General features: G+C 61.5%; 21 protein-coding genes. 14 read left to right on the plus strand and 7 right to left on the minus strand.

The window, feature by feature from the left end:
* Positions 1-10: 10 nt before the first annotated feature.
* A complete protein-coding gene (locus tag QNI81_RS04535; protein ID WP_283967511.1) occupies positions 11-307 on the plus strand; it encodes a putative quinol monooxygenase in 297 nt (98 codons plus the stop codon).
* 170 nt (positions 308-477) lie between these two features.
* Here QNI81_RS04535 and QNI81_RS04540 read toward each other — a convergent pair whose 3' ends face one another.
* Complete coding sequence (locus QNI81_RS04540; protein WP_283967512.1) at positions 478-966, minus strand: VOC family protein; 489 nt, start codon at positions 964-966, stop codon at positions 478-480.
* A 231-nt stretch (positions 967-1,197) separates the two neighbouring features.
* Between QNI81_RS04540 and QNI81_RS04545 the strand changes: the two genes are divergently transcribed.
* Genes QNI81_RS04545 through QNI81_RS04560 form a run of 4 tightly spaced genes read left to right on the plus strand, consistent with a single transcriptional unit; the run spans position 1,198 to position 4,041 of the window.
* Positions 1,198-1,800, plus strand: a complete 603-nt coding sequence (locus tag QNI81_RS04545) for a VOC family protein (RefSeq protein WP_283967513.1) — start codon at positions 1,198-1,200, stop codon at positions 1,798-1,800.
* Entirely contained in the window at positions 1,797-2,342 is a 546-nt protein-coding gene (locus QNI81_RS04550) for a GNAT family N-acetyltransferase (RefSeq protein WP_283967514.1), read from the plus strand. Before QNI81_RS04545 ends, QNI81_RS04550 begins: the two co-directional genes overlap by 4 nt.
* Positions 2,343-2,351: 9 nt before the next feature.
* The gene (locus tag QNI81_RS04555) at positions 2,352-3,059 is read left to right on the plus strand and encodes a molecular chaperone DjiA (protein WP_009176686.1); all 708 of its coding nucleotides are present in this window, start codon (positions 2,352-2,354) and stop codon (positions 3,057-3,059) included.
* Positions 3,040-4,041 carry an endonuclease/exonuclease/phosphatase family protein gene (locus QNI81_RS04560; RefSeq protein WP_283967515.1) on the plus strand — a complete coding sequence of 334 codons (1,002 nt, stop codon included), beginning with the start codon at positions 3,040-3,042 and terminating at the stop codon, positions 4,039-4,041. The genes QNI81_RS04555 and QNI81_RS04560 overlap by 20 nt, the downstream gene beginning before the upstream one ends.
* Here QNI81_RS04560 and QNI81_RS04565 read toward each other — a convergent pair.
* Entirely contained in the window at positions 4,038-4,937 is a 900-nt protein-coding gene (locus tag QNI81_RS04565) for a LysR family transcriptional regulator (protein ID WP_283967516.1), read from the minus strand. The genes QNI81_RS04560 and QNI81_RS04565 overlap by 4 nt on opposite strands.
* Positions 4,938-5,032: 95 nt before the next feature.
* Here QNI81_RS04565 and QNI81_RS04570 point away from each other — a divergent pair, with 95 nt between their 5' ends.
* The 3 genes from QNI81_RS04570 to QNI81_RS04580 all read left to right on the plus strand — a co-directional run bounded on the left by QNI81_RS04570 (position 5,033) and on the right by QNI81_RS04580 (position 6,144).
* Entirely contained in the window at positions 5,033-5,251 is a 219-nt protein-coding gene (locus tag QNI81_RS04570) for a hypothetical protein (RefSeq protein ID WP_110364119.1), read from the plus strand.
* A 79-nt stretch (positions 5,252-5,330) separates the two neighbouring features.
* Positions 5,331-5,705, plus strand: coding sequence for a hypothetical protein (locus QNI81_RS04575; RefSeq protein WP_009176596.1), 375 nt, complete (start codon positions 5,331-5,333; stop codon positions 5,703-5,705).
* 22 nt (positions 5,706-5,727) lie between these two features.
* Positions 5,728-6,144: a VOC family protein gene (locus QNI81_RS04580; RefSeq protein ID WP_283967517.1), complete on the plus strand. Its 417-nt coding sequence runs from the start codon at positions 5,728-5,730 to the stop codon at positions 6,142-6,144.
* Positions 6,145-6,147: 3 nt separating this feature from the next.
* Here the strand turns inward: QNI81_RS04580 and QNI81_RS04585 are convergent, their stop codons facing one another.
* The 4 genes from QNI81_RS04585 to QNI81_RS04600 all read right to left on the minus strand — a co-directional run bounded on the left by QNI81_RS04585 (position 6,148) and on the right by QNI81_RS04600 (position 11,697).
* Positions 6,148-7,794, minus strand: coding sequence for a Ppx/GppA family phosphatase (locus QNI81_RS04585; RefSeq protein ID WP_046002003.1), 1,647 nt, complete (start codon positions 7,792-7,794; stop codon positions 6,148-6,150).
* Between the two features lie 207 nt (positions 7,795-8,001).
* Positions 8,002-8,679, minus strand: a complete 678-nt coding sequence (locus tag QNI81_RS04590) for a P-loop NTPase family protein (protein WP_009177103.1) — start codon at positions 8,677-8,679, stop codon at positions 8,002-8,004.
* 52 nt (positions 8,680-8,731) lie between these two features.
* Positions 8,732-9,874, minus strand: coding sequence for an AI-2E family transporter (locus QNI81_RS04595; protein WP_283967518.1), 1,143 nt, complete (start codon positions 9,872-9,874; stop codon positions 8,732-8,734).
* A gap of 113 nt (positions 9,875-9,987) precedes the next feature.
* Positions 9,988-11,697 (minus strand): ATP-binding protein, encoded by a 1,710-nt coding sequence (locus tag QNI81_RS04600; RefSeq protein ID WP_283967519.1) that lies wholly within the window; start codon positions 11,695-11,697, stop codon positions 9,988-9,990.
* Positions 11,698-12,455: 758 nt separating this feature from the next.
* Between QNI81_RS04600 and proS the strand changes: the two genes are divergently transcribed.
* The 3 genes from proS (at position 12,456) to QNI81_RS04615 (ending at position 15,809) form a co-directional block, all read left to right on the plus strand.
* Entirely contained in the window at positions 12,456-13,811 is a 1,356-nt protein-coding gene (gene proS / locus QNI81_RS04605; protein WP_283967520.1) for a proline--tRNA ligase, read from the plus strand.
* 270 nt (positions 13,812-14,081) lie between these two features.
* Positions 14,082-14,927 (plus strand): 3-deoxy-8-phosphooctulonate synthase, encoded by an 846-nt coding sequence (gene kdsA / locus QNI81_RS04610; RefSeq protein WP_283967521.1) that lies wholly within the window; start codon positions 14,082-14,084, stop codon positions 14,925-14,927.
* 105 nt (positions 14,928-15,032) lie between these two features.
* On the plus strand, positions 15,033-15,809 hold the full coding sequence (locus QNI81_RS04615) for a hypothetical protein (protein ID WP_283967522.1): 777 nt from the start codon (positions 15,033-15,035) through the stop codon (positions 15,807-15,809).
* Between the two features lie 128 nt (positions 15,810-15,937).
* On the opposite strand, the gene QNI81_RS04620 is transcribed toward QNI81_RS04615, so the two are convergent.
* The gene (locus tag QNI81_RS04620; RefSeq protein ID WP_283967523.1) at positions 15,938-17,209 is read right to left on the minus strand and encodes a calcium-binding protein; all 1,272 of its coding nucleotides are present in this window, start codon (positions 17,207-17,209) and stop codon (positions 15,938-15,940) included.
* A 405-nt stretch (positions 17,210-17,614) separates the two neighbouring features.
* Between QNI81_RS04620 and QNI81_RS04625 the strand changes: the two genes are divergently transcribed.
* The 3 genes from QNI81_RS04625 to QNI81_RS04635 all read left to right on the plus strand — a co-directional run bounded on the left by QNI81_RS04625 (position 17,615) and on the right by QNI81_RS04635 (position 20,181).
* Positions 17,615-18,133 (plus strand): DUF2937 family protein, encoded by a 519-nt coding sequence (locus tag QNI81_RS04625; protein WP_283967524.1) that lies wholly within the window; start codon positions 17,615-17,617, stop codon positions 18,131-18,133.
* 88 nt (positions 18,134-18,221) lie between these two features.
* Positions 18,222-19,505, plus strand: a complete 1,284-nt coding sequence (locus tag QNI81_RS04630; RefSeq protein ID WP_283967525.1) for a lipoprotein-releasing ABC transporter permease subunit — start codon at positions 18,222-18,224, stop codon at positions 19,503-19,505.
* Positions 19,498-20,181 carry an ABC transporter ATP-binding protein gene (locus QNI81_RS04635; RefSeq protein WP_009176919.1) on the plus strand — a complete coding sequence of 228 codons (684 nt, stop codon included), beginning with the start codon at positions 19,498-19,500 and terminating at the stop codon, positions 20,179-20,181. Before QNI81_RS04630 ends, QNI81_RS04635 begins: the two co-directional genes overlap by 8 nt.
* Positions 20,182-20,307 lie beyond the last annotated feature (126 nt).

Genomic DNA, 20,307 nt, shown 5'->3' on the forward strand with positions numbered 1-20,307 from the left:
GGGGTGCGATATGAGCGATGCACCCCCCAAGGGCCGCTTGCACCTCTCGGGTCATCTCTTCTGCGCCTCGGCGCAGGAGCGGGCCCTGGTGGCGCAATATCTGCCGGAGCACATCCGCCTCACGCGGGCGGAGCCGGGGTGCTTGTCCTTTGAAGTGACGCAAACCGATGATCCATCCGTCTGGCGGGTGGAGGAGTGTTTTACGGATCGCACGGCGTTTGACGCGCATCAACTGCGGGCAGGGGCCTCCCTCTGGGGCCAAAAAACGCAGGGCATACGTCGCGCGTATGAAATCACCGAAGACTAGAGTTCTGACGTTGGGCGCTGGGTCTCATCCTGGCGGTGGCAGCCGACCCTCAACGAGAGGGTCGGCTGCGCGCGTCGCACCCATTGGGTGCGACGCGCCACGCCCAACGGGCGTGGTGGCATGTGCCATGCCACCGGGACGGGCGGGAGCGGCCCCGGTTATCGCGCCTGTTACGCCCGGTTGAGCCAGTCGGAATAGCCCTGCACGCCGAAACCCGCATCCGGCTCATCTTCCAGCATATGCAGCATCTCGATGGAATGGCCGTCAGGGTCCTTGAAATAGATCGACATCGCAGGCATCCAGCCAAACACCACCGGTTCGGTGACCGGTGTTCCACCAAAGCCAAGCGGCGTGATGCCCCGGCTCGGCAATACCTCACAGGCGCTCAACACGGCGGATTTTGTCGCGCGAAACGCAAAATGCATCGTCATGCTCAGCGGCGCGCTGCCCGCCCCCCAGAGGCCCAGCATGCCCACCTCCTTGGGGCCGGCCCAGACAAAGGCGACATTGCGCGCGGGCAGACGATGCGCCAGCTTTAATCCCAACTGGCCGGTATAAAACGCCAGCGAACGGTCCAGATCCCGCACCGGCAGATGCGTCTCATAGATGCCAAGGATGTGGTTTGCTGCCCAGTCTTCAGGCGTCAGAGGGTCGTGCATATGTGAGCTCCAGTCATCGTCGGTGCGTCCCGTGGGGTGCAGAGCAGCACAACCGGGGCGGCGACTCACACCGTAATTCCTCAAGCTCACTTTAGATCAAGCGCAAAACACGAAAGCCGTAGATCAAGACCGCCATGCCTCTGCGATCCGCGTGCAATGCGGGTTTCCTTCCCCCCCGGATTTGCTAGGCTGCCGCCCAGGACCACACCGATCCAGCCAAGGGACCTCACCATGGAACTCGACCATTTCGCCATTGCCGCCAACACGTTGGCCGAGGCCACCGCCCATGTCGAGGAAGCACTTGGCGTGCCCCTGCAGCCGGGCGGGGAACATGTGGTCTTTGGCACCCACAACCGTCTTCTGGGGCTGGCAGACGGGCTTTATCTGGAGGCCATCGCCATCGACCCGGAGGCCACGCCGGAGCGTCAGCCGCGCTGGTTTGATCTGGACCGGTTTGCAGGTGCGGCCCGGATCACCAATTGGATCTGCCGCAGCAGCGATCTGGCCAGCACGCTGGCCGCGCTGTCGGTGGATGCGGGTGCGCCGGGCTCGCTCACCCGTGGGGATCTCAGCTGGCAGATGGCGGTGCCCAACAGCGGCATCCTGCCCTATGACAATATCTTTCCCGCGCTGATCCAGTGGCAGGGGCCGCACCCTGCACCGCGCCTGACGCAACAGGGCTGTAGCCTGCGTCGTCTGGTGGTCTCCCACCCGGAGGCGCAGGCTCTGGCAGAGCTGCTGCCGCTTGGTGATGCGCGGGTGGTGTTTGAACCCGGCCCCGCAGCGCTACGAGCGGAAATCGACACGCCGCACGGGCTGCGCCATCTGTCATGACCGCCGCACAGACGACGCGGATCAGACCCGCCCGCGACCGCGATACCGAGGCGATCACGCATCTGCAGCGCCACATCGTTGACACCACGCTTATGACCTTCGCCACCGAGGCGCGCTCGCTCAGCGACTGGCAGGACGATATCCTCTATGGTGATCCGCCCATTCTGGTGGCCGAAGATACGGATGGGGACTTCCTTGGCTACGCCACCTACACGGGCTTCCGCAGCAGCGAAGGCTATCGCCACACGGCAGAGCTGTCGATCTACCTCTCCGAGGCCGCCCGTGGACGAGGGGCAGGCCGTAAGCTCCTGACAGACCTGGAAAACCGAGCCATTGAAGGCGGCATCCACGTCATGGTCGCTGCCATCAGCAGCGCCAACCCCACCGCCCAACAGTTCCACGCCGCCTGTGGCTATACTGAGGTCGGACGCCTGCCGCAGGTGGGGCGCAAATGGGATCAGTGGCTCGATCTTGTGCTGATGCAGAAAATTCTGCGTGAGGACGGCATTGCCCCGCCTGACAGCGCAGCCAATCCCGGCTAAACTGGCCTTATGTCACTCTGGACCCGCATAACCGAGGCGCTTGCGGCGCTGACGCAGGGCGAAAGCCTGGCCGAGGTGTTCGACCGCCTGCGCACGCCGCCGGAACGCTCCGTCGGCTTCACCATCGCGGTGATTGCGCTGGGGGCCAAAATGGCCAAGGCCGACGGGCAGGTGACCCGCGATGAGGTCGCCGCCTTTCGCGAGGTGTTCCAGATCGCCGCCGAGGATGAGGCGCAGGCGGCGCGGGTCTTCAATCTCGCCCGGCAGGATATCGCAGGCTACGACGATTATGCCCGCCGCATCCGGGCGATGTTCTCGGATGATCCCGAAACGCTTTGTGACCTGATGGAGGGGCTGTTTCACATCGCCATTGCCGACGGGTTCTATCACCCCAATGAGGACGTGTTCCTTGAGGAGGTGAGCCGCATCTTTGGCCAGTCCGAGGCACAGTTCCGCTCGCTTCGGGCGCGGTTTGTCGAGGATGCCCCCAAGGACCCGCATGAGGTGCTGGGCGTCGCCCCCGGCACCCCGATGGAAGACATTCGCCGCATCTGGCGTCGGCTGGTGCGCGACAATCACCCCGACGCGATGATCGCGCGCGGCGTCCCGCAAGAAGCGATCCGGCTGGCCGAAAAGCGCATGATCGACATCAACCGCGCGTGGGAAGACCTCAGTGGCAAGGCGCAAGCCCGCGATCATGCGCCTGAGCACGTATAATATCGAATGGTTCGAGGCGCTCTTTGACGAGAGCGATCACTTGCGTCTGGATGCGGCCCCCTCCGCCCGTCACGAGGTCAGCCGCCGTGCGCAGGCCGAGGCCATTGCCGATGTGCTGCGCGCCATTGATGCCGATGGCATTACCATCATTGAGGGCCCCGACACCGGCAAACGTCAAAGCACCGTGCGCGCCCTCACGCGGTTTGCCGAATGGGGTGATCTGCGCACAAGGGACGTGGTGATGGGCTTTGCCAATGACACCCGTCAAGAAATCGCATTCCTGTTTGATTCCAATGTGATGCAGGCGGAACATGCGCCCATCTCATCGCCCCGCGCACCCCGGTTTGATGCGACGTTTGAAATCGACCTCGACGTGGATGCCAAGGCCGATATGGTGCGGTTTTCCAAACCCCCGATGGAGCTTATGGTGACCCCGGCGGATGGCATGCCCTTTCGCCTGATCGGCGCGCATCTGAAATCCAAGGCCCCCCATGGCGCGCGCACCCCGGAAGAAGCCCGCGCGATCTCCATTGCCAACCGCCGCAAGCAACTGGCGCAGGCGGTCTGGCTCAGGGCGCGGGTGGAGGACCATCTGGAGGCGGGCGATCCGCTGGTCGTGATGGGGGATTTGAACGACGGTCCCGGCCTTGATGTCTACGAGGCGCTCTTTGGCCGCTCTTCGGTGGAAATCATCATGGGGGCAGAGCTGTTTGACCCCCACGCGCGTCATTTGCTTCGGCCCAATCAACAGGGGCTGCCGACCTCAGCGCGGTTCTATAACCATCTGGAAGGGCGGTATTTTCAGGCGCTGCTGGATTACATTATGATCTCGCCACCCTTGCAGGCGCATCAGCCGAAATGGCGCATCTGGCACCCGTTTGAGGATGCCGCCTGCTATGGCACGCCCACGCTCTGTCAGGCGCTGTTGACCGCATCAGACCATTTCCCGGTCACGCTGGATCTGGAGTTTGCCTCCGGCTAATCCTGTGTGTTTTCTTCGGCGACGCTGGCGCGCAGCCAGTCCAGCACCGCGCGCACCGCATGTTTGTGTTGGCCGCTGGTCTCACCTGCGGGGGTGACAATCGCCTGCAAGCCATTGGACACGCGCACAAACCCCAGCGGCGCAATCAGCCGCCCCGAGGCCAGATCATCCGCCACCAGCCGCCGCTCTGCCACTGCCACGCCAAGCCCCGCTGCCGCCGCCTCCAGTGCGAGGATGTGGTGCGGATAGGCGCTCTCACGCGCCGCGAGCAGGGCCATGCCGCTCAGACGGCACCACGCGTCCCAGGATTGCGGCGCGCCTGCATGCACCAAACGCAGCTCCGCGCGCCAGCCCTCGGGCGATTGCACCAGCGGATAGCCCGGCGCACAGACCGGACCATAAGAGGTATCGCCAAGGATTTCGGGCTTGCGCGTGTCCCGCAGAGGGCCGCGCAGACGGTCATAGCTCAGGATCAGATCATAGGTGTCGCGCATGTCGCGGTGGGGTCCGGACATCAGCAGATCCACCTCCACATCGGGGTGCTGCGCATAAAACCGGGGCAGGCGCGGGGTCAGCCAGCGGGTGGCGAAGGTGGCGCTCACCGCCAGTCGCACCCGGCGCTGATCCTGCTGCTGTCGCAACTGCTGCGCCACATGATCCAGCCGGTCCAGCATGGGCCGCAGCTCCGCCTGCAACTGTGCACCGCGCTGGGTCAGTCGCAATCCGGTGCCGTCCTTTTCAAACAGCGCGCCGCCCAGATCCTCGCCCAGATGACGCAGCTGCTTGCTGATGGCGCTATGGGTCCGGCCCAGTTCGGCGGCCGCAGCGGTGACGGATCCAAGCCGGGCGGTGGCCTCGAATGCGGGCAGGGCGGAGAGGGGAGGCAGATGTCTCATATGTTCCTAGAAAGACCAAAGGGCAGGAGAAGAACTCAATTTTTCTGTGGTCACTATAGGGCTAAGCTGGCGGTATTGGAACAAAGGAGCCTCTTATGTCTGCCGATATTCTGACCCTGCCGCACGTGCGCCCCTTGCGCCCGACCTGTTACGCCCAGGATCAGCGGGGGCTGGCGCTGTGGCTTGCCCGGCGTCGTCTGCGCCTGATGCTGGCACGCGAGTTGCTCGGCGCGCCCGACAGCGCCTTGCACGACGCAGGCTGGACCCGCGCCGCCCTTCGGCAAGAGATCGCCAAGCCGATGTGGCGGGGGTAAGCGGCGCGGATTTGTCCCCCTATGCCTGTTACAGAAGCGCGCTATACTCTAAGCCATGACACAGGATATTCGCCCCCGCATGTTTCGCCGCCTTGCCCTTGGGGCCGGGGTTGCGGCCCTGTTGGCACTGCCGCTCGCCGCAGAAGACGCCCCGACGGACGAAGGCCCCACACTGATGGATCGCGGGATGGAGCTGTTCTTCGAGGGGCTGCGCCGCGAGATGGAGCCGACGCTCGAAGAGGCCGCGCGCCTCTTTGCGGAAATCGGCCCCTCCATGCGCAGCTTCCTCACCGAAATGGGGCCTGCGCTGGCGGATATCGCCGATCAGGTGGAGGACTGGAGCGTCTATGAGATGCCTGAAATCCTGCCCAACGGCGACATCATCATCCGCCGCAAGGACCCACAGCCCGAGACCACGCCAAAAGCGACTGAGGACGGCAGCATCGAGCTATGATCTGCCGCGGGGAAAGAAGGTCATGATCTCATATGTTACGGTCGGCGCGGATGACATCCCGCGCGCCAAGAGGTTCTATTCCGCCTTTATGCCCGCTCTTGGCTATACGCTAACAGAGGGGCCAGAGGGGCTGAGTTATGTCTTGCCGACAGCAACCGGGCAGTCACCGGTCGCGCCTGACTATTACGTGAAACCCACCTTTGACGGGCGGCCTGCCTCGGCGGGCAATGGCGCGATGGTGGCGTTTGAGGCGCAAAGCCAAGCGCAGGTCCGCGACCTCCACGCCGCAGCGCTGCGCGCGGGCGGCAGCGACGAGGGGCAGCCGGGCTTTCGCGCCGCTTATGGTCCGCGGTTCTACGTAGGCTATTTGCGCGACCCGCAGGGCAATAAGATCGCCCTTTATGCCAGCAATCCGAACGAGCCGGGACGCGACGGATAGGCGCTAGTCCCGCGCGTCCTTTTCCAACAGCGCGCCGCGTGTGCCCGCAACGGTCACCCGCACCTCGGCCTTTAGCGTGTTGACCAGCGACATCAGCCGCGACTCTGCCACCTCGCCAAACAGCGCGGTGCTGGCGGCGGGCAATTCCACATGCAGGAGGCGTTTGCGAGGCTGCCAGCGCAGGCTCCCGATGTCCTGATCCTCGCCCACCATCAGCATCGCGCCAAAGCGCATCGCCTTGCCGAGGATTTCGGCCTCTTTCTGTTTTTCCGGCGGCAGCAGATCGTAGAGATGTTCGAAATGGGTGCCCTGCCGTTTGTTGCGATAGCGGTGCAGCAGCGCCAGCCCAAGAAAGATCCGTTCGGAGTGTTTCAGCCCGCCGAGATTGGCGCGGGTGGCGTTGTCAAAACAGACCTCGGCGCGATAATCCGGGTGCGCGCGCCAACTGACGTCATGCAGCACACAGGCTGCCTTAACAAGGCGCATCTTGGCGTAGGGCGCGCCGGAAAACAGCGGTTTTACAAAGGTGTATAGCGTCTTGCCAAAGCCCGGCACCCGCGCGTCCTTGGCCTCGGCAAAGCGCGCCGCCTCAATCAGCGGGTCGCGCTGGCGCAGACGGTCGGGCATCTGTTCATACAAGAGTCCCTCGCGAATCCCATAGCTGGAAATCGCGATATCCTTGGGGCGAAAGGTCTTGATAAGGCGCGAGAGCACATCGATCGCGTAAGGCACCAATGCCATCCGCGCCGAGGATACGCCGCACTCGGAGCGCAGCTTTTCCAGATCGCCCTTTTCAATGAATTTGACCGTCTCGCGCACGTCCTTGGCGGTCATGCGATATTCGTGCTGCACCGTCAGCGGGTAGTTGCGCCGCAGCATATCCAGTCGCGCAATCGCTCGCCAGCTGCCGCCCACAAGGAACAGACGATCCCGCTGATCGCCAAGCTGGTCACGCAGCGAGGCCATCACCTCGTCGATATGCGCCTTGCGGCCCCGGCGACCGCCTTTGATGTCCTTGAGCTTCAGCGGCCCGAGGTTCGAGGTCACACATTTGCCGACCTCACCGTCGTGGATTTCCGCCAACTCCATGGAGGAGCCGCCGATATCGCAGATCAGCCCATAGGCACCGGGCCAGCCCAAGAGCACGCCCTGTGCCGACAGCCGCGCCTCTTCTTCGCCGGTGATGACGCGGATGCGCAGGCCCGTCGCGGCCTCAACCTCTGCGCAGAACTCCGGCCCATCGCTGGCGTCGCGCACCGCCGCTGTCGCCACCACAGTGAGCGGGTCTTTGAGCAGGCCCTTTGCCAGCATCTGAAACCGCTTGAGCGCTTCCAGCGCGCGGGCGCGGCCCTTGGGGTTAAGCTTGCCGGTGTCGGACAGACCCGCGCCAAGGCCACACATGATTTTCTCGTTGTAGAAATAGGCGGGGCTGCGCGCTGCGCCATCAAACACCACCAGCCGCACAGAGTTCGACCCCACATCGACCACGCCCACCCGGCTCAGCGCGCGGGCATCGGGGTCATTAAACAGAGGACGGCCATAGGGGCCCCAATCCTCTGCCGGTGCATCAGATCGCGCGGCCTCTGACGGGTCCGACCCGGAGGTCGCTGTATCGAGGTCACGGTGCGGGGCAGCGGGCTGAATGGTCATGCAGGCTCCGGGGCGTTTTGACTTTGGAAAGAATGGGGTATCAAGGCGATCAGGTCAATTCGCACATGCAGCATTGCGGCAATTTCCTTGCGTCTCGATATCAGCTGTCGCTGAGCGGGCTGAGGCACAGGCGCAGGTAAGACAGAGACAGGGGCGGGCAGGGCGCAAAACTGTCCTGTGTCGCTCTCCTGCGGCTTGCCCATCGCCTCAGCCCTCCTGATCGCTCGACATCATGCGGATCGCCAGCGCGCGGCTGAGGGTGCGCTGTTCTGCGAGCGCCAGACGGTCCAACTGATCCACCACCGCTGCCGCAGCGGCAAAGCTGCGATCCATTCGCCCGACCAGATAGGGGATCACATCGGGCTTGGGGGTGATCTGTCGGTCATTAAAGAGTTTTGCCAGCACCACCGCCAGCAGCGCGTCATCCGGGGCTTCAAGGGCGGCATGGGTCGCCGCCTGCACCCGGCTTTGCAGATCCGCCAACCCCAGACCCCAAAGATTTGGGGCAGGGCGGCCCGTCAGCATCAGCCGGTGCCCATGGGTCAGCACCATATTATGCAGGTGAAACAGTGCCTTTTGCGCCCGCGCATCCTCGGCGATTGCCGGAACATCCTCGATGGCGACCGGACCGCTTGCCAGATCGGGCACATCGGCCTCGGTCAGGGCACGGGCCGGCACCACACGGGCGCCGCTCTCTTTGGCCCAGACATGGGCGAGGTGGGTTTTGCCGGACCCCTTTGGCCCGGTCAGGACCAGCTTTCCCGAAGGCCACGCAAAGGCCGGGTCGATCAGTGCGACCGCCATGGCGTTTGATGGTGCCACAAAGAAATCATCCCGCCCCAGCGCGGGTTTCGCCGGGAGATCAAAGCTCAGCTGTTCGGACATCGGCAGTCTGCTTGTTTTATGCGTATGGGTCGGGCGGGTCGAACCCTATGTTTCAGATGTCGGAGCGCTGGTCCTCAGACGCGAGGGTGGCGGCATCCCGGTGTGAGAGCCCCTGATAGAGGCGACTGTGCAAATACTGATCCACGGCGAAACGTGCAACCACCCCGATGACCGCCGCCACCGGCACCGCGATCAACATGCCGACAAAGCCGAACAATGCGCCAAACACCGACAGCGCCAGCAGCAGCCAAACGGGATGCAGCCCGACTGAGTTCCCCACCAGCTTGGGCGTCAGGAAATTGCCTTCGACCATCTGGCCGATCACAAAGATGCCCGCCACCAGCGCAATCCGCAGCCAGTCGGTGCCCTGCCGGATCATCTCGCCATCCGCGCCTTCCACGGCACCCCAGAACTGAAACAGCGCCAGCCCAATGGCCAGAACACCGCCAATAATGGCCCCGAGGTAGGGGATAAACGTAACCAGCCCCGCGACAAAGCCCACCGCCAGACCGAAGTTCAGCCCCACCAGCATCAAGGCCACCGCGTAATAGCTGCCAAGGATCACGCAGACCATGCCCATGCCGCGAATAAAAGACGACAGCACCCGGTCAATCTCGCGCGCCAGATGGCGCACCACCGGCGCATGGTCGCGCGGCAGCAGATCATCAATGCGCGCCACCATCCGGTCCCAATCCACCAAGAGATAGACAGCCACCACCGGCACGATCACCAGAAGCACCACGATATTCAAAAGCGACATCGCCGAGCCGACAAAGGTCTGCAGCAAGGTGACGCTCTTGTCCTGAACAATTTTCCAAAGTCCCGCCAGCGCCTCGCGGACCTGGCTGTTGTCTTCAAACAGCGACGGGAAATGCTCCTGTGCAAAGGAACGCAGATTCGACATCGCCTGCGGCAGGGTCTGCACCAGATCGATCATCTGGTTGATCAGGGCTGGCACGATCAGCAGCAGCATGATGAGGAAAATCAGCACCGCCCCCACTGTGATCACCGCAGTGGCGCCTTCGCGGCTCAGTCCCGCCCGCTCCAGCCGGTCGGCGAGCGGGTCGATGATATAGGCAATCGCCCCACCAAGGATAAAGGGCATCAGCACATTGCCAAGCGCCCACATGATCACTGCGAATATGACTGCGGCAAGGCCCCAGTATTTCAATTGTTTGCGGGCGGGCAGAGCCATGATCCGGCATCCTCGCTATGGCTGTTCGCGGATGCGTCTGTGATCGCCCATGCTCTCTTCAGTTGCAAGAGAGAGTTGGCGTTTGCAGCGCCTCAGTTCCTACCTCTGGAGGGCTAGGCGTCTGTTTCGAGATCCGGGATCAGCGGGGAGAGCACCCGCAACAAGTCCGGCTGGCGCAGCGGCTTGCCGAGCCAAGCGTCAAAACCGGCGTCCAGATATTCTTCGACCTGATCGCCATAGGTATTGCCAGTGACGGCGATACATAGCGCGGAATGGGCAAGATGGCGGGGATGCGCGCGCAATTTGCGCACCACTTCGGTGCCCTTGTGGCCCGGCATCTGTATGTCCAGCAACAGCACGTCATAGCGGGTGGTCACTGCGCGGCCAAAGGCATCGCTGCCGTCATAGGCCTTGTCGACACTCGCCCCGAGGTTTTCCAGCATCTTCTGCAGGACCAAGCGGTTGGCCGGGCTGTCATCGGCCACCAAGACCCGTTTGCCCAGCAGCGGCAAGTCCTCTGCCCTGCGGGTGGGGACGTCGAAATCGAACTCTTCGATCACAGGTTCAATCTCGGCGTCGGTCACCGGCAACGGCAGGTAGAGGTGAAAGATGGTGCCCTCGCCGGGGGTGCTTTCGGCCCGGATGCGCCCTTGCATCAACTCCACCATCTGATGCACGATCGTCAGCCCCAACCCGGTGCCACCTTTTTCATGAGCCACATGCGCGCTGGCCTGCGTGAAAGGGAGGAACAGCTTGTCCAGCCGATCCGACGCGATCCCGCAGCCGCTGTCCCTCAGGGTCAGATGCAGCGCGTCAGGGGTGCCATGCAGATGCAGGCCAACCGTGCCCTGATCGGTGAATTTGATCGCATTGCTCAACAAGTTTCCAAGGATCTGCGACAAGCGGAACTGATCGCCATAGCGCCATTCCTTGGCATCAATCTCGCGGAAACTATGGGTCAGATCGACCCCTTTCTGGCTGGCCTGCGCCGAAAACAGTTTGACCGCATCATTCACCACCTCGCGCAGATCAAAGGCGGCCGGGGCCAGCTCCAGCTTACCTGCGTCGATCTTGGCAATATCGAGCGCATCGTTCAGCAGGCGCTGCAGGCTCTGGGCAGAACGGTTGATGGTGCGCAGCAGATCGTTTTGTTCCCGCAGATCTGCATTGAGGCTGGAGGCCCCGCGCATCAGCAGATCGACCGAGCCGATAATCCCATTGAGCGGCGTGCGGATTTCATGGCTCATATGAGCAAGATGGGTCTTGCGCGCCTCAGCATCCTGCTGCGCACGCGCCTCCGCATCCGCTGCAACATCACGTGCCCGCTTTAGCGCAATCATATCATCCAGCGCACAGCCCAGTTGCTGCATGGTTTTCAGGTCATCATGGCTCCATTGCCGGGGCACCCGGTCAATCACGCAGAGCGCCCCGATGGGTTTGCCATCCGGCAGGTGGATCGGTACGCCCAGATAGGCCACCATGCCCAGATCAATCACCGCCGCATTGTCGCGCAGTTGCGCATCCTTGCGACTGTCCGTGACCACCAAGGGCTGATTGGTATCCTGCACAAACTGACAGAAGGAATGCGACAGCGGCGTCTGGCGCAGTTCGCTCGACAGTTCCGGCAGACCGATGCAGCTTTTGAAAAACTGTCGGTCCAGACTGCGCTGCACCACCGATACCAATGCGGTCGGCGCATTCAGGAGCCGCGCCGCAAGCGTGGTCAGATTGTCAATGTCGGCTTCACGTTCATGTTTCACAAGCCCCAGCTCGCGCAGCTGCACATCATAGGGATCAGGCGTCAATTTTGCAGCTTGGGTCATGAACAACACATCTTTAACATCTGCGGATCGGGCATCGAAAAAATGGGGTAGCCCGGACATTGTGACTAAATTCCATTCATTGAATACGCACAATCGGAGCGAATGTGTCAAAAAACTATATTGAATTGAATTTATTTTTTCGGGCGGGAATTTTTCTTTGCTGCAGCCTTGAAGTATTGCCTCGCCAAAAATGGCGAGGGGCCAATTGGTTATACGCTTTAATGACAGCGAGCGGCGTGAAATCTGAGTCGTCGCGAAATTTTATGTCTAGCCCGCCTTGGCGCTCAGACACGGGGAAAATTCTCTCAAAAGGTGCAGAATCGACCGACTCGTTCAGTTCTCAGAGGAGCGTGCGGCATGCCGCATTCGGGGCCATCAGACCAGAACCGGGGAAAAGCGTCGCCGCCAGATCCTGTTGCGCAACACGCCCGGCGCAGGGATGCTCCGCTCATCCCGGGCGAGCGCAATTTGGTATTTCGTGAAATGAGCGCAAAATTGCGTAAGGGGTCTGCGTTAGATTGACGATGTCAAAACTGACAAACGCTCGGGAAATGAAGCTCGATAATTGGATGCGTAATTTTCAAATATCAAATATGAGATATTTTGATGTTGATTACTCTAGCGTGTGATAGCGCCTGTCAGGGTTGAGAACTGCCGCAGCCCACAGGTGGCGGGCAGGGCGGTCTGATCTCAACTCTTGTCCACACCCGCCGCAGCCACTAAACCGGGCGAAACATCTTTCACCGCATGGAGCCATTATGCGCCTGTCTCGCTATTTCCTGCCTGTCCTCAAGGAGACCCCCTCCGAGGCGCAGGTCGTCAGCCACCGTTACATGCTGCGCGCCGGCATGATCAAACAGTCCGCCGCCGGGATCTACTCCTGGCTGCCGCTGGGTTATCGCGCGCTGAAAAAGATCGAAGGCATCGTGCATGAGGAGCAGATGCGCGCGGGCCACATCCCGATGCTGATGCCCACCATCCAGTCGGCCGACCTGTGGCGCGAGTCCGGGCGCTATGATGCTTACGGTGAGGAGATGCTGCGCATCCGCGACCGCCATGACCGCGATATGCTGTTCACCCCCACCGCCGAGGAGCTGATCACCGACATCTTCCGCTCTAATGTTTCCAGCTACAAAGATCTGCCGCTGACGATGTATCAGATCCAGTGGAAATTCCGCGACGAGATCCGCCCGCGCTTTGGCGTGATGCGGGGGCGCGAATTCTACATGAAGGACGGCTATAACTTCGACCTCACCAAAGAGGACGCGCTGCACGCTTACAACCGCCATCTGGTCACCTACCTGCGCACCTATGAACGCATGGGGCTGCAGGCGATCCCGATGCGCGCTGATGGTGGCCCGATTGGTGGTGACTACACCCACGAATTCCTCGTGCTGGCCGAAACCGGCGAGTCGGAGGTCTTTTATGACAGCGAGATCACCGATCTGAGCTTTGGCGCGCGCGAGATCGACTATGACAGTGTCGAACAATGTCAGGCCGTGCTCGAAGAGTTCACCTCCCGATATGCCCGCACCGACGAGACCCACGACGAGGCGCTGTTCAACGCGGTGCCAGAAGACCGCCGTCGCGTCGCCCGCGGTATCGAGGTTGGCCAGATCTTCTACTTCGGCACCAAATACTCCGAGGCGCTGGGCGCCACCGTGCAGACCGCCGAGGGCGACAGCGTGCCGGTCCACATGGGCTCGCACGGGATTGGTGTCTCGCGTCTTCTTGGTGCCATCATCGAGGCCAGCCACGACGACAAGGGCATCATCTGGCCCGAAGGTGTCACCCCCTTCCACTGCGGGATCGTGAACCTCAAGCAGGGCGACGATGAAGCGGATGCCGCCTGCGAGCAGCTCTATGCCGCGCTCACCGCCATTGGTCTGGAGCCGCTTTATGATGATCGCAAGGAACGTGCGGGCGGCAAATTCGCCAGCATGGACCTTATCGGCCTGCCATGGCGCATCACTGTCGGACCGCGCGGGCTGAAGAACGGCGTCGTCGAGGTGACCAGCCGCCGCACCGGCGAAAGCGAAGAGATGAGCCCGGAAGACGCAGTAAAGAAAATCGCCGCGATCTACGCCAACCACCCCACGCCACGCGGCTTCTAAAGCCACCGGCACATACAGAATTGAGAACCCCGTCCGACAGACCCGTCGGGCGGGGTTTTCTATGTCGAATGTTGTGTTTGGCCAGCAATGCTGTGAACGCTAAGCATATCCGCAAAGATCGGCTTCGAGCCCTTGTTGACTAATGCCGCAGCTGGCACGAAAGTCTGTCGTCGACGTCTCGCAACAAGACCGGTGTTGAAGAAACAATGGATTTCATAGTGATTTTGCTGTGTTAGAAGTCTCTACGCGATAGAGAGCAGGAGACAACAATTGGTAGATGTTACAGTAGCCGGTATCTCCATAGGGAACCGCAATCCAATGACGCTAATAGGCGGCATGAATGTGATCGAATCCCGTGACATTGCGCTTCGTGTTGCAGAAGAATTCGCGAAAGTTACCGAGGAGTTGGGCATTCCCTATATATTCAAAGCCTCGTTCGACAAAGCAAACAGGTCGTCGATCCACTCGTTTAGAGGGCCTGGGCTGGACGAAGGATTGAAGGTGCTTTCGGAAATCAAATCCGAGTTTGGCGTGCCGGTTGTTACAGACGTGCATGAAGTTTCGCAGGCCGCCCCAACAGCGGAGGTTTGCGATATATTGCAGGTGCCAGCGTTTCTGGCCCGCCAGACAGATTTGATCGCGGCAGTAGCCGCCACTGGCGCAGCAATAAATGTGAAAAAACCGCAGTTCATGAGCCCGTCACAGGTTAAGAACCTTATCGAAAAACTCAAAGAATGTGGCAACAGCAGCGTAATGCTGTGCGAACGGGGGTCATGTTTTGGATACGATAACTTGGTTGTTGATATGCTCGGCATCAGAACAATGCGGGAAAACAGCGGGGATGCGCCAGTAATTTTCGATGTGACTCATGCTTTGCAAATCAGAGATGCGACTGCGGATGCATCTGGTGGTCGACGCAGCCAAGTTGCTGAACTAGGACGGTCAGGCTTGGCGGTGGGTATCGCAGGCCTCTTCCTTGAAGCTCATCCTGACCCAGACAACGCCAAGTGTGATGGCCCGAGCGCGTTGCCATTGGATCGCCTGAAAGAATTCCTGATACAGATGAAGGCGGTAGATGATTTGGTTAAGGGAATGCCGGAATTAGTATTGCGCTGAGCAGAACCTGATTGAGACCCCGCCCGACAGGTCCGTCGGGCGGGGTTTTTCTATGCCGCATGTTGTGTAACATTTCGACCAGATTACAGTTCGGATATTACCACGATGCAACTTTCACTTGATGATCCGCTTTGGGACCATTTGCCCGGCGCTTACGGCGTGGAGGATGTGCGGGGACCTCTTTCCAGCCTCTTGGAGCAATGGGACCCGGAGCTGTGCAACACGTTGCTGTGGGATCGCCTTTATCATCAGGAATCGCTCTACCCGGCCACTTGGGCGGCACTGCCGTGGCTCTGGCAGATCGCAGGTCGCCACGCGGATGCGGTGGCACCGCTCTTTGATTTTTTCGCCCATCTTCTCGCTCTGGCCAAGCGTGCGCCTGCAAGCTACTGCGCCTACGAAGGATTGCCGCTCTCGGGGGCGGATCTGGGTCATTGGCATGTCTCGGCACCACCCGCGATGATCCCGCCTGCGGATGCGCTGTTTGAGGCGCTGGTGGTTTGGATCGAACCATGGGCCGTGCAGGTCTGCCGTGCGTTGAACAGGTTGATCGAGGGCGCAGATCGCGCGCAGGCTGCCCACTATTTGCGCGGAATTACCGCTTGGGTGCATCCCGAGTACGAGAGTTTTGAGCGGGCACTCGGGTTTCTGTCTGATGGCTGGTCAATCGAAGAGATGCTCGAAACCTTGGAGGCAGACGAGGATGCGCCGTTTCACATGAGCGCGCGCGAAATCAGTTTTGCATCGCAGGAGGCCGCGCGTCTGCAAGAGCTGTGCCCGGACTTGGCCAGAGATCTCCGCGCGTTGGTTGGTGCAGTTCGTGCGGACAGCCCCGTGACACCCACGCAGCCGCATCCAGATCAGATGTCTTTGTTCGAGTGATACGCGCAACGCCGGTGAACGGCGCGCACACCGGGGCGCGAGTGCGTCCACTGCGTGCAGACCAATACTCATGTCGTCCGGGGGTCATCTGAAGGCGCGGCAACCCTAGCCTCTGACAGATCCGAATGTCAGATCCTCAGATCGACACCATTGGCGTCTGCCGGTGGGATTTGCAGCGGTACCGGATCACCGCCGCGGGCATTGGCGAGGGAAATCTCTCCCGCCTGATCAATCCCGCTCAGGGTGAGGCTGCCGCCATCGGCATAGCGCAGGAGCAGTTTGTCGCCCTCGCGGGTGATGCTGGTGGGCGCGGCAGAGGCAATGGTCAGGTTCGCCCCCGGTGCCAGCATGGCGATATCATCGCCGTCCCCGGTCTTGCGCGACAGGGTGACGGTGCCGCCGCCGTTGCGTACCTCGATCAGGTCATTGCCACGCCCCCCGCTTACGGTCACGGCTTCGGTTGCGGAAATGCGGATCAGATCGTCGCCCTCACCGCCATCCACAGAGCCCCGCGCCGCCGTCACGTCAATCGCATCGGCCCCATCGCCGCCGCTGATGCGTTCGGCAATTGTGGCGTGTAAGCTGATGATATCATTGCCTGCACCGGCGTTGATGCCCTGCGCATAATCGGCGGAGATCCGCAGCCTGTCGTTCCCATCGCCAGCGGAGACGCTGTAGAGGTTGTCCGCATCAATAGTGAGCCTGTCGTCACCGCCACCGGTGCTGATGGACCCCGCGGTTCCGGCCTGAATGGTCAACCTGTCATTATTGGCAAAAGTTTGCGCGCTGTTCCAGGTTTTGGAGCCATTTTTGTCCGCAATCGTGATGGCAATGGTGGGTGTGGCATCGGTGCTGACGTCAAAGACCTGCGCACCGCTGAGCGAGACCACATCAGCCCCGTCGCCGGTCTTGACGCCAAAGATCATACCCTCGGTGTCGACCGAAACCTCATCCGCGCCTGCGGTGCCCACCGCATCGGGCATGGCGAATTTGGCGCTGAGGAACGTGTCATCCGTCGCGTCACCGCCCACGATCGACATCAGGATCGTATCCGCCATCGTGTCGCCGGTGCTGACCTGCCCGAGGATCTGCATGGCGATTGTGGTGGCATAATCCGCGTGATCGGGATCTTCATCGCGCAGTTTTGCAATGGCAACGCGCATGTCCGCGGCCTGCTGGCGATAGCGCTGGGCGGTGAGGTTGATGTCACCAACGCCCATGCCTTCCTTGACGGTGAGACCGTCGTCTGCCCGCATCTGATATTCGGTGTGCATGGCCGCCTGGCCGCGTTTACCTGCCTGTTCGACCTCATCAGCATCCTTGAGGGCGCGTTGGTTGCTGGCCATGTCCTGAAAAATCTGTGCGACCCGAGGATCTTGTCCCGGCAAAATTGCGGTCATGATATCAATCTCCTCATGGCGCTGATCGATATGGTGAAGGGGTCAATCTACCTATGGGAGTGTGATTCCTGAGTGCTTACCAAAAGGTTGCGCACTCCGGGATGTCGGCCCATGGCCTATGGTTTTTGTGGAGCATTTTGCGAAAACTCATTTGAACCTCTGCAGGCCGGGGCAAGCTCCCGCCCGTCTTGCGGGCATGAAACATGCCTGATCCGGTTGGGCCCGGCGCCACCCCCAACGCCTTTTCGGCGTTTTGCGCATGCAAAACACCAAAAGGGGGCGGGAGCACCCCCCTTTCCCCCTTCACAGGGGAGGTTTTGGCCGATTTGATAGCGCGTTCAGGTCGAGGGTTGAAACCTTTGGGCCTGTGCCTGCCTATAGGCTTTGAGGGGTGAGAGAAGGACGATGACTATGATCACGCGGCTGGTGTCACTGCTGGGTGGGGCGGGCGCAGGTGTGGGCCTGTCACAGTTTCCCGCCTATGCGCAGGCCTATCTGCAACGGCTGGGTGGGCACGTGGACGCGCTGCGCCGCACGGTGGCAGAGTTTGATGCCGATGCGGCGTCGCTTGGGCTAGAGCGCAATGCCGCTTTGGTACAATTGGCCCAGGGTGGCGACATGGGGGCCGCGCGCGCCGAAACCATGGCGGCCACCATCGACCGCTATGGTCGCCTGTCGTCTGACTTGCGTGAGTTGAGCGCCATGGCCCCGGTGGAGCGCGCGCTGCATCTGGGGCGCTTTGCCGAAAGTGAGATCGCCTCTGCGACGCTTCAGGCGTTTGAACCTGCGGTGCCGGTCTCGCTTGATGCAATGATGCTGGCGGCGGTGGGGGTGCTTTTGGGCGGTGGCCTCATCTGGGGGCTGATGGCGGGGGTGCGGCGTCTCTTTGCCCGCAGTGCGCGCCGCCGCGACAGGCTTGCTTGACCGCACACCCTCGCGCCCCTAGGGTCTGCGCGACACGCGCTCTGCCTTGGCAGAGCCGCATTTTCATCGCAAGAGGAAGACCGCCTAAATGGCCGCACCTGCGCCTTTTTCCCGTTTCGAATGGATGATTGCCTGGCGCTATTTGCGCGCCCGCCGTAGCGAAGGCGGCGTGTCGGTAATGACCTGGATTTCCCTAATCGGCATCACGCTGGCGGTCTTTGCGCTGATCGCGACACTGGCGGTGCGCTCAGGCTTTCGGTCGGAATTTGTGGGCACCATTTTGGGTGCCAATGCCCATGCTACGGTCTACGCCCACGGCGAAGTCACCGAAGCCGGCACGCTTGATCGACGCATCACCGATTATGCCGCATTGGCGGAAGCGGTAGGGCAAGTGCCCGGCGTGTTGCAGGCGGCCCCGCTGATCAAAGGTCAGGTGATGGCGAGCCGGGGCGACCGCAACGCCGGTGTGCAGGTCTATGGTATCCACGCGGCGGATCTGGCCGAGATCCCAGGTGTTGCCCAAAGCGACGCGGCCTATGGCGATCTCGACCGTTTTGACGAAGGAGTTGCGATTGGATCGGGTGTTGCGCGCGCCTTGGGCCTCAGCATCGGGGACAAGGTCAAGCTGATCTCGCCCAACGGCGTCAAGACCGCCTTTGGCACCAGTCCACGCGTGAACGCCTATGAGGTGGTCTATGTCTTTACCGCCGGGCGCTATGACATCGACAACACCCGCGCCTATCTGCCCTTTGCCGAGGCGCAGAGCTATTTCAACCGCGAAGGTGCGGCAGATGAGATCGAGGTGATGGTTGATGACCCCGAGCGGGTGGATCAATACATCCTGCCGCTGCTAAGGGCGGCGGGGCAAAGCTATGGCGTCTGGAGCTGGCGTGACAGTTCGGGGGGATTCCTGCGGGCGCTGGAGGTTGAGGACAACGTGATGTTCGTGATCCTGTCGATTCTGGTGCTGATTGCGACGATGAATATCGTCTCCGGCCTCATCATGCTGGTAAAGAACAAGGGGCGCGACATCGGCATTCTGCGCACCATTGGCCTCAGCGAAGGGTCGGTGATGCGGGTGTTCTTCATCTGCGGGTCGATCACCGGGGTGATCGGCACCCTACTTGGGGTGATCCTTGGTTGCCTGTTTGCGATCTATATCGACCCGATCTTCTCGTTTGTGAATTACGTCATGGGGGGCGGGGTCTGGGATCCGTCGATCCGGGGCATCTACGCGCTACCAGCTGAACTGCGGGCGGGCGATGTGATCAAGGCCGTGGGCCTGTCGCTGGGTCTGTCGTTTGTTGTCACCATTTTCCCGGCCCGCCGCGCGGCGCGGCTGAACCCTGTGGAGGCGCTGCGCTATGAGTGAGATCACCTTGCAAATCGAAGGGCTGAGCAAGACCTACCTGGCGGGCACGCCCGGTGAAGTCTCGGTCCTGCGCGGAGCAGACCTGACCCTGCGCGCGGGTGAAGTTGTGGCGCTGGTTGCGCCTTCCGGTGCGGGCAAATCGACGCTGTTGCAAATCGCGGGGCTGTTGGATGTGGCGGACAGCGGTCTGGTACAGATCGGCGGGCAAGACATGACCGGAGCGGGTGAGCGCAAGCGCACGCGGGTGCGGCGGCAGGATGTGGGCTTTGTCTACCAGTTCCATCACCTGCTGCCGGAGTTCACGGCGCTGGAAAACATCGTTCTGCCGCAACTCGCCAATGGGGTGTCCCAACGCGCTGCAGAGGCGCGCGGCGCCGAACTCTTGGCGCTTGTGGGGCTGAAAGACCGCGCCGCGCATCGACCGGCAGCGCTTTCTGGCGGCGAGCAGCAACGGGTGGCGTTTTGCCGGGCGCTGGCCAACAGCCCGCGTATCCTGCTGGCGGATGAGCCGACAGGAAACCTTGATCCGGCGACCTCGGATCAGGTGTTTGAGGTGTTGATGCGGCTGGTCTCAGAAACCGGCCTGTCGGCGTTGATCGCGACCCACAACCTGGAGCTTGCATCGCGGATGGACCGGGTGCTGCATCTGGAAGAGGGCGTTTTGCGCCAAAGCTAAGTGGCCGAACCTGGCCCCGTGGGAGCGAGGCTCTGCCTCGCGCTCCGGGATATTGGCGGTTAGAAGAGGGAAAAGTGCTTCCTCCCTTATTCTTCTAACTGAAAATATCCCGGGGGAGGCCCAAGG

The organism is Tritonibacter sp. AK171, assembly GCF_030127025.1.
Classification (GTDB): domain Bacteria; phylum Pseudomonadota; class Alphaproteobacteria; order Rhodobacterales; family Rhodobacteraceae; genus Epibacterium; species Epibacterium mobile.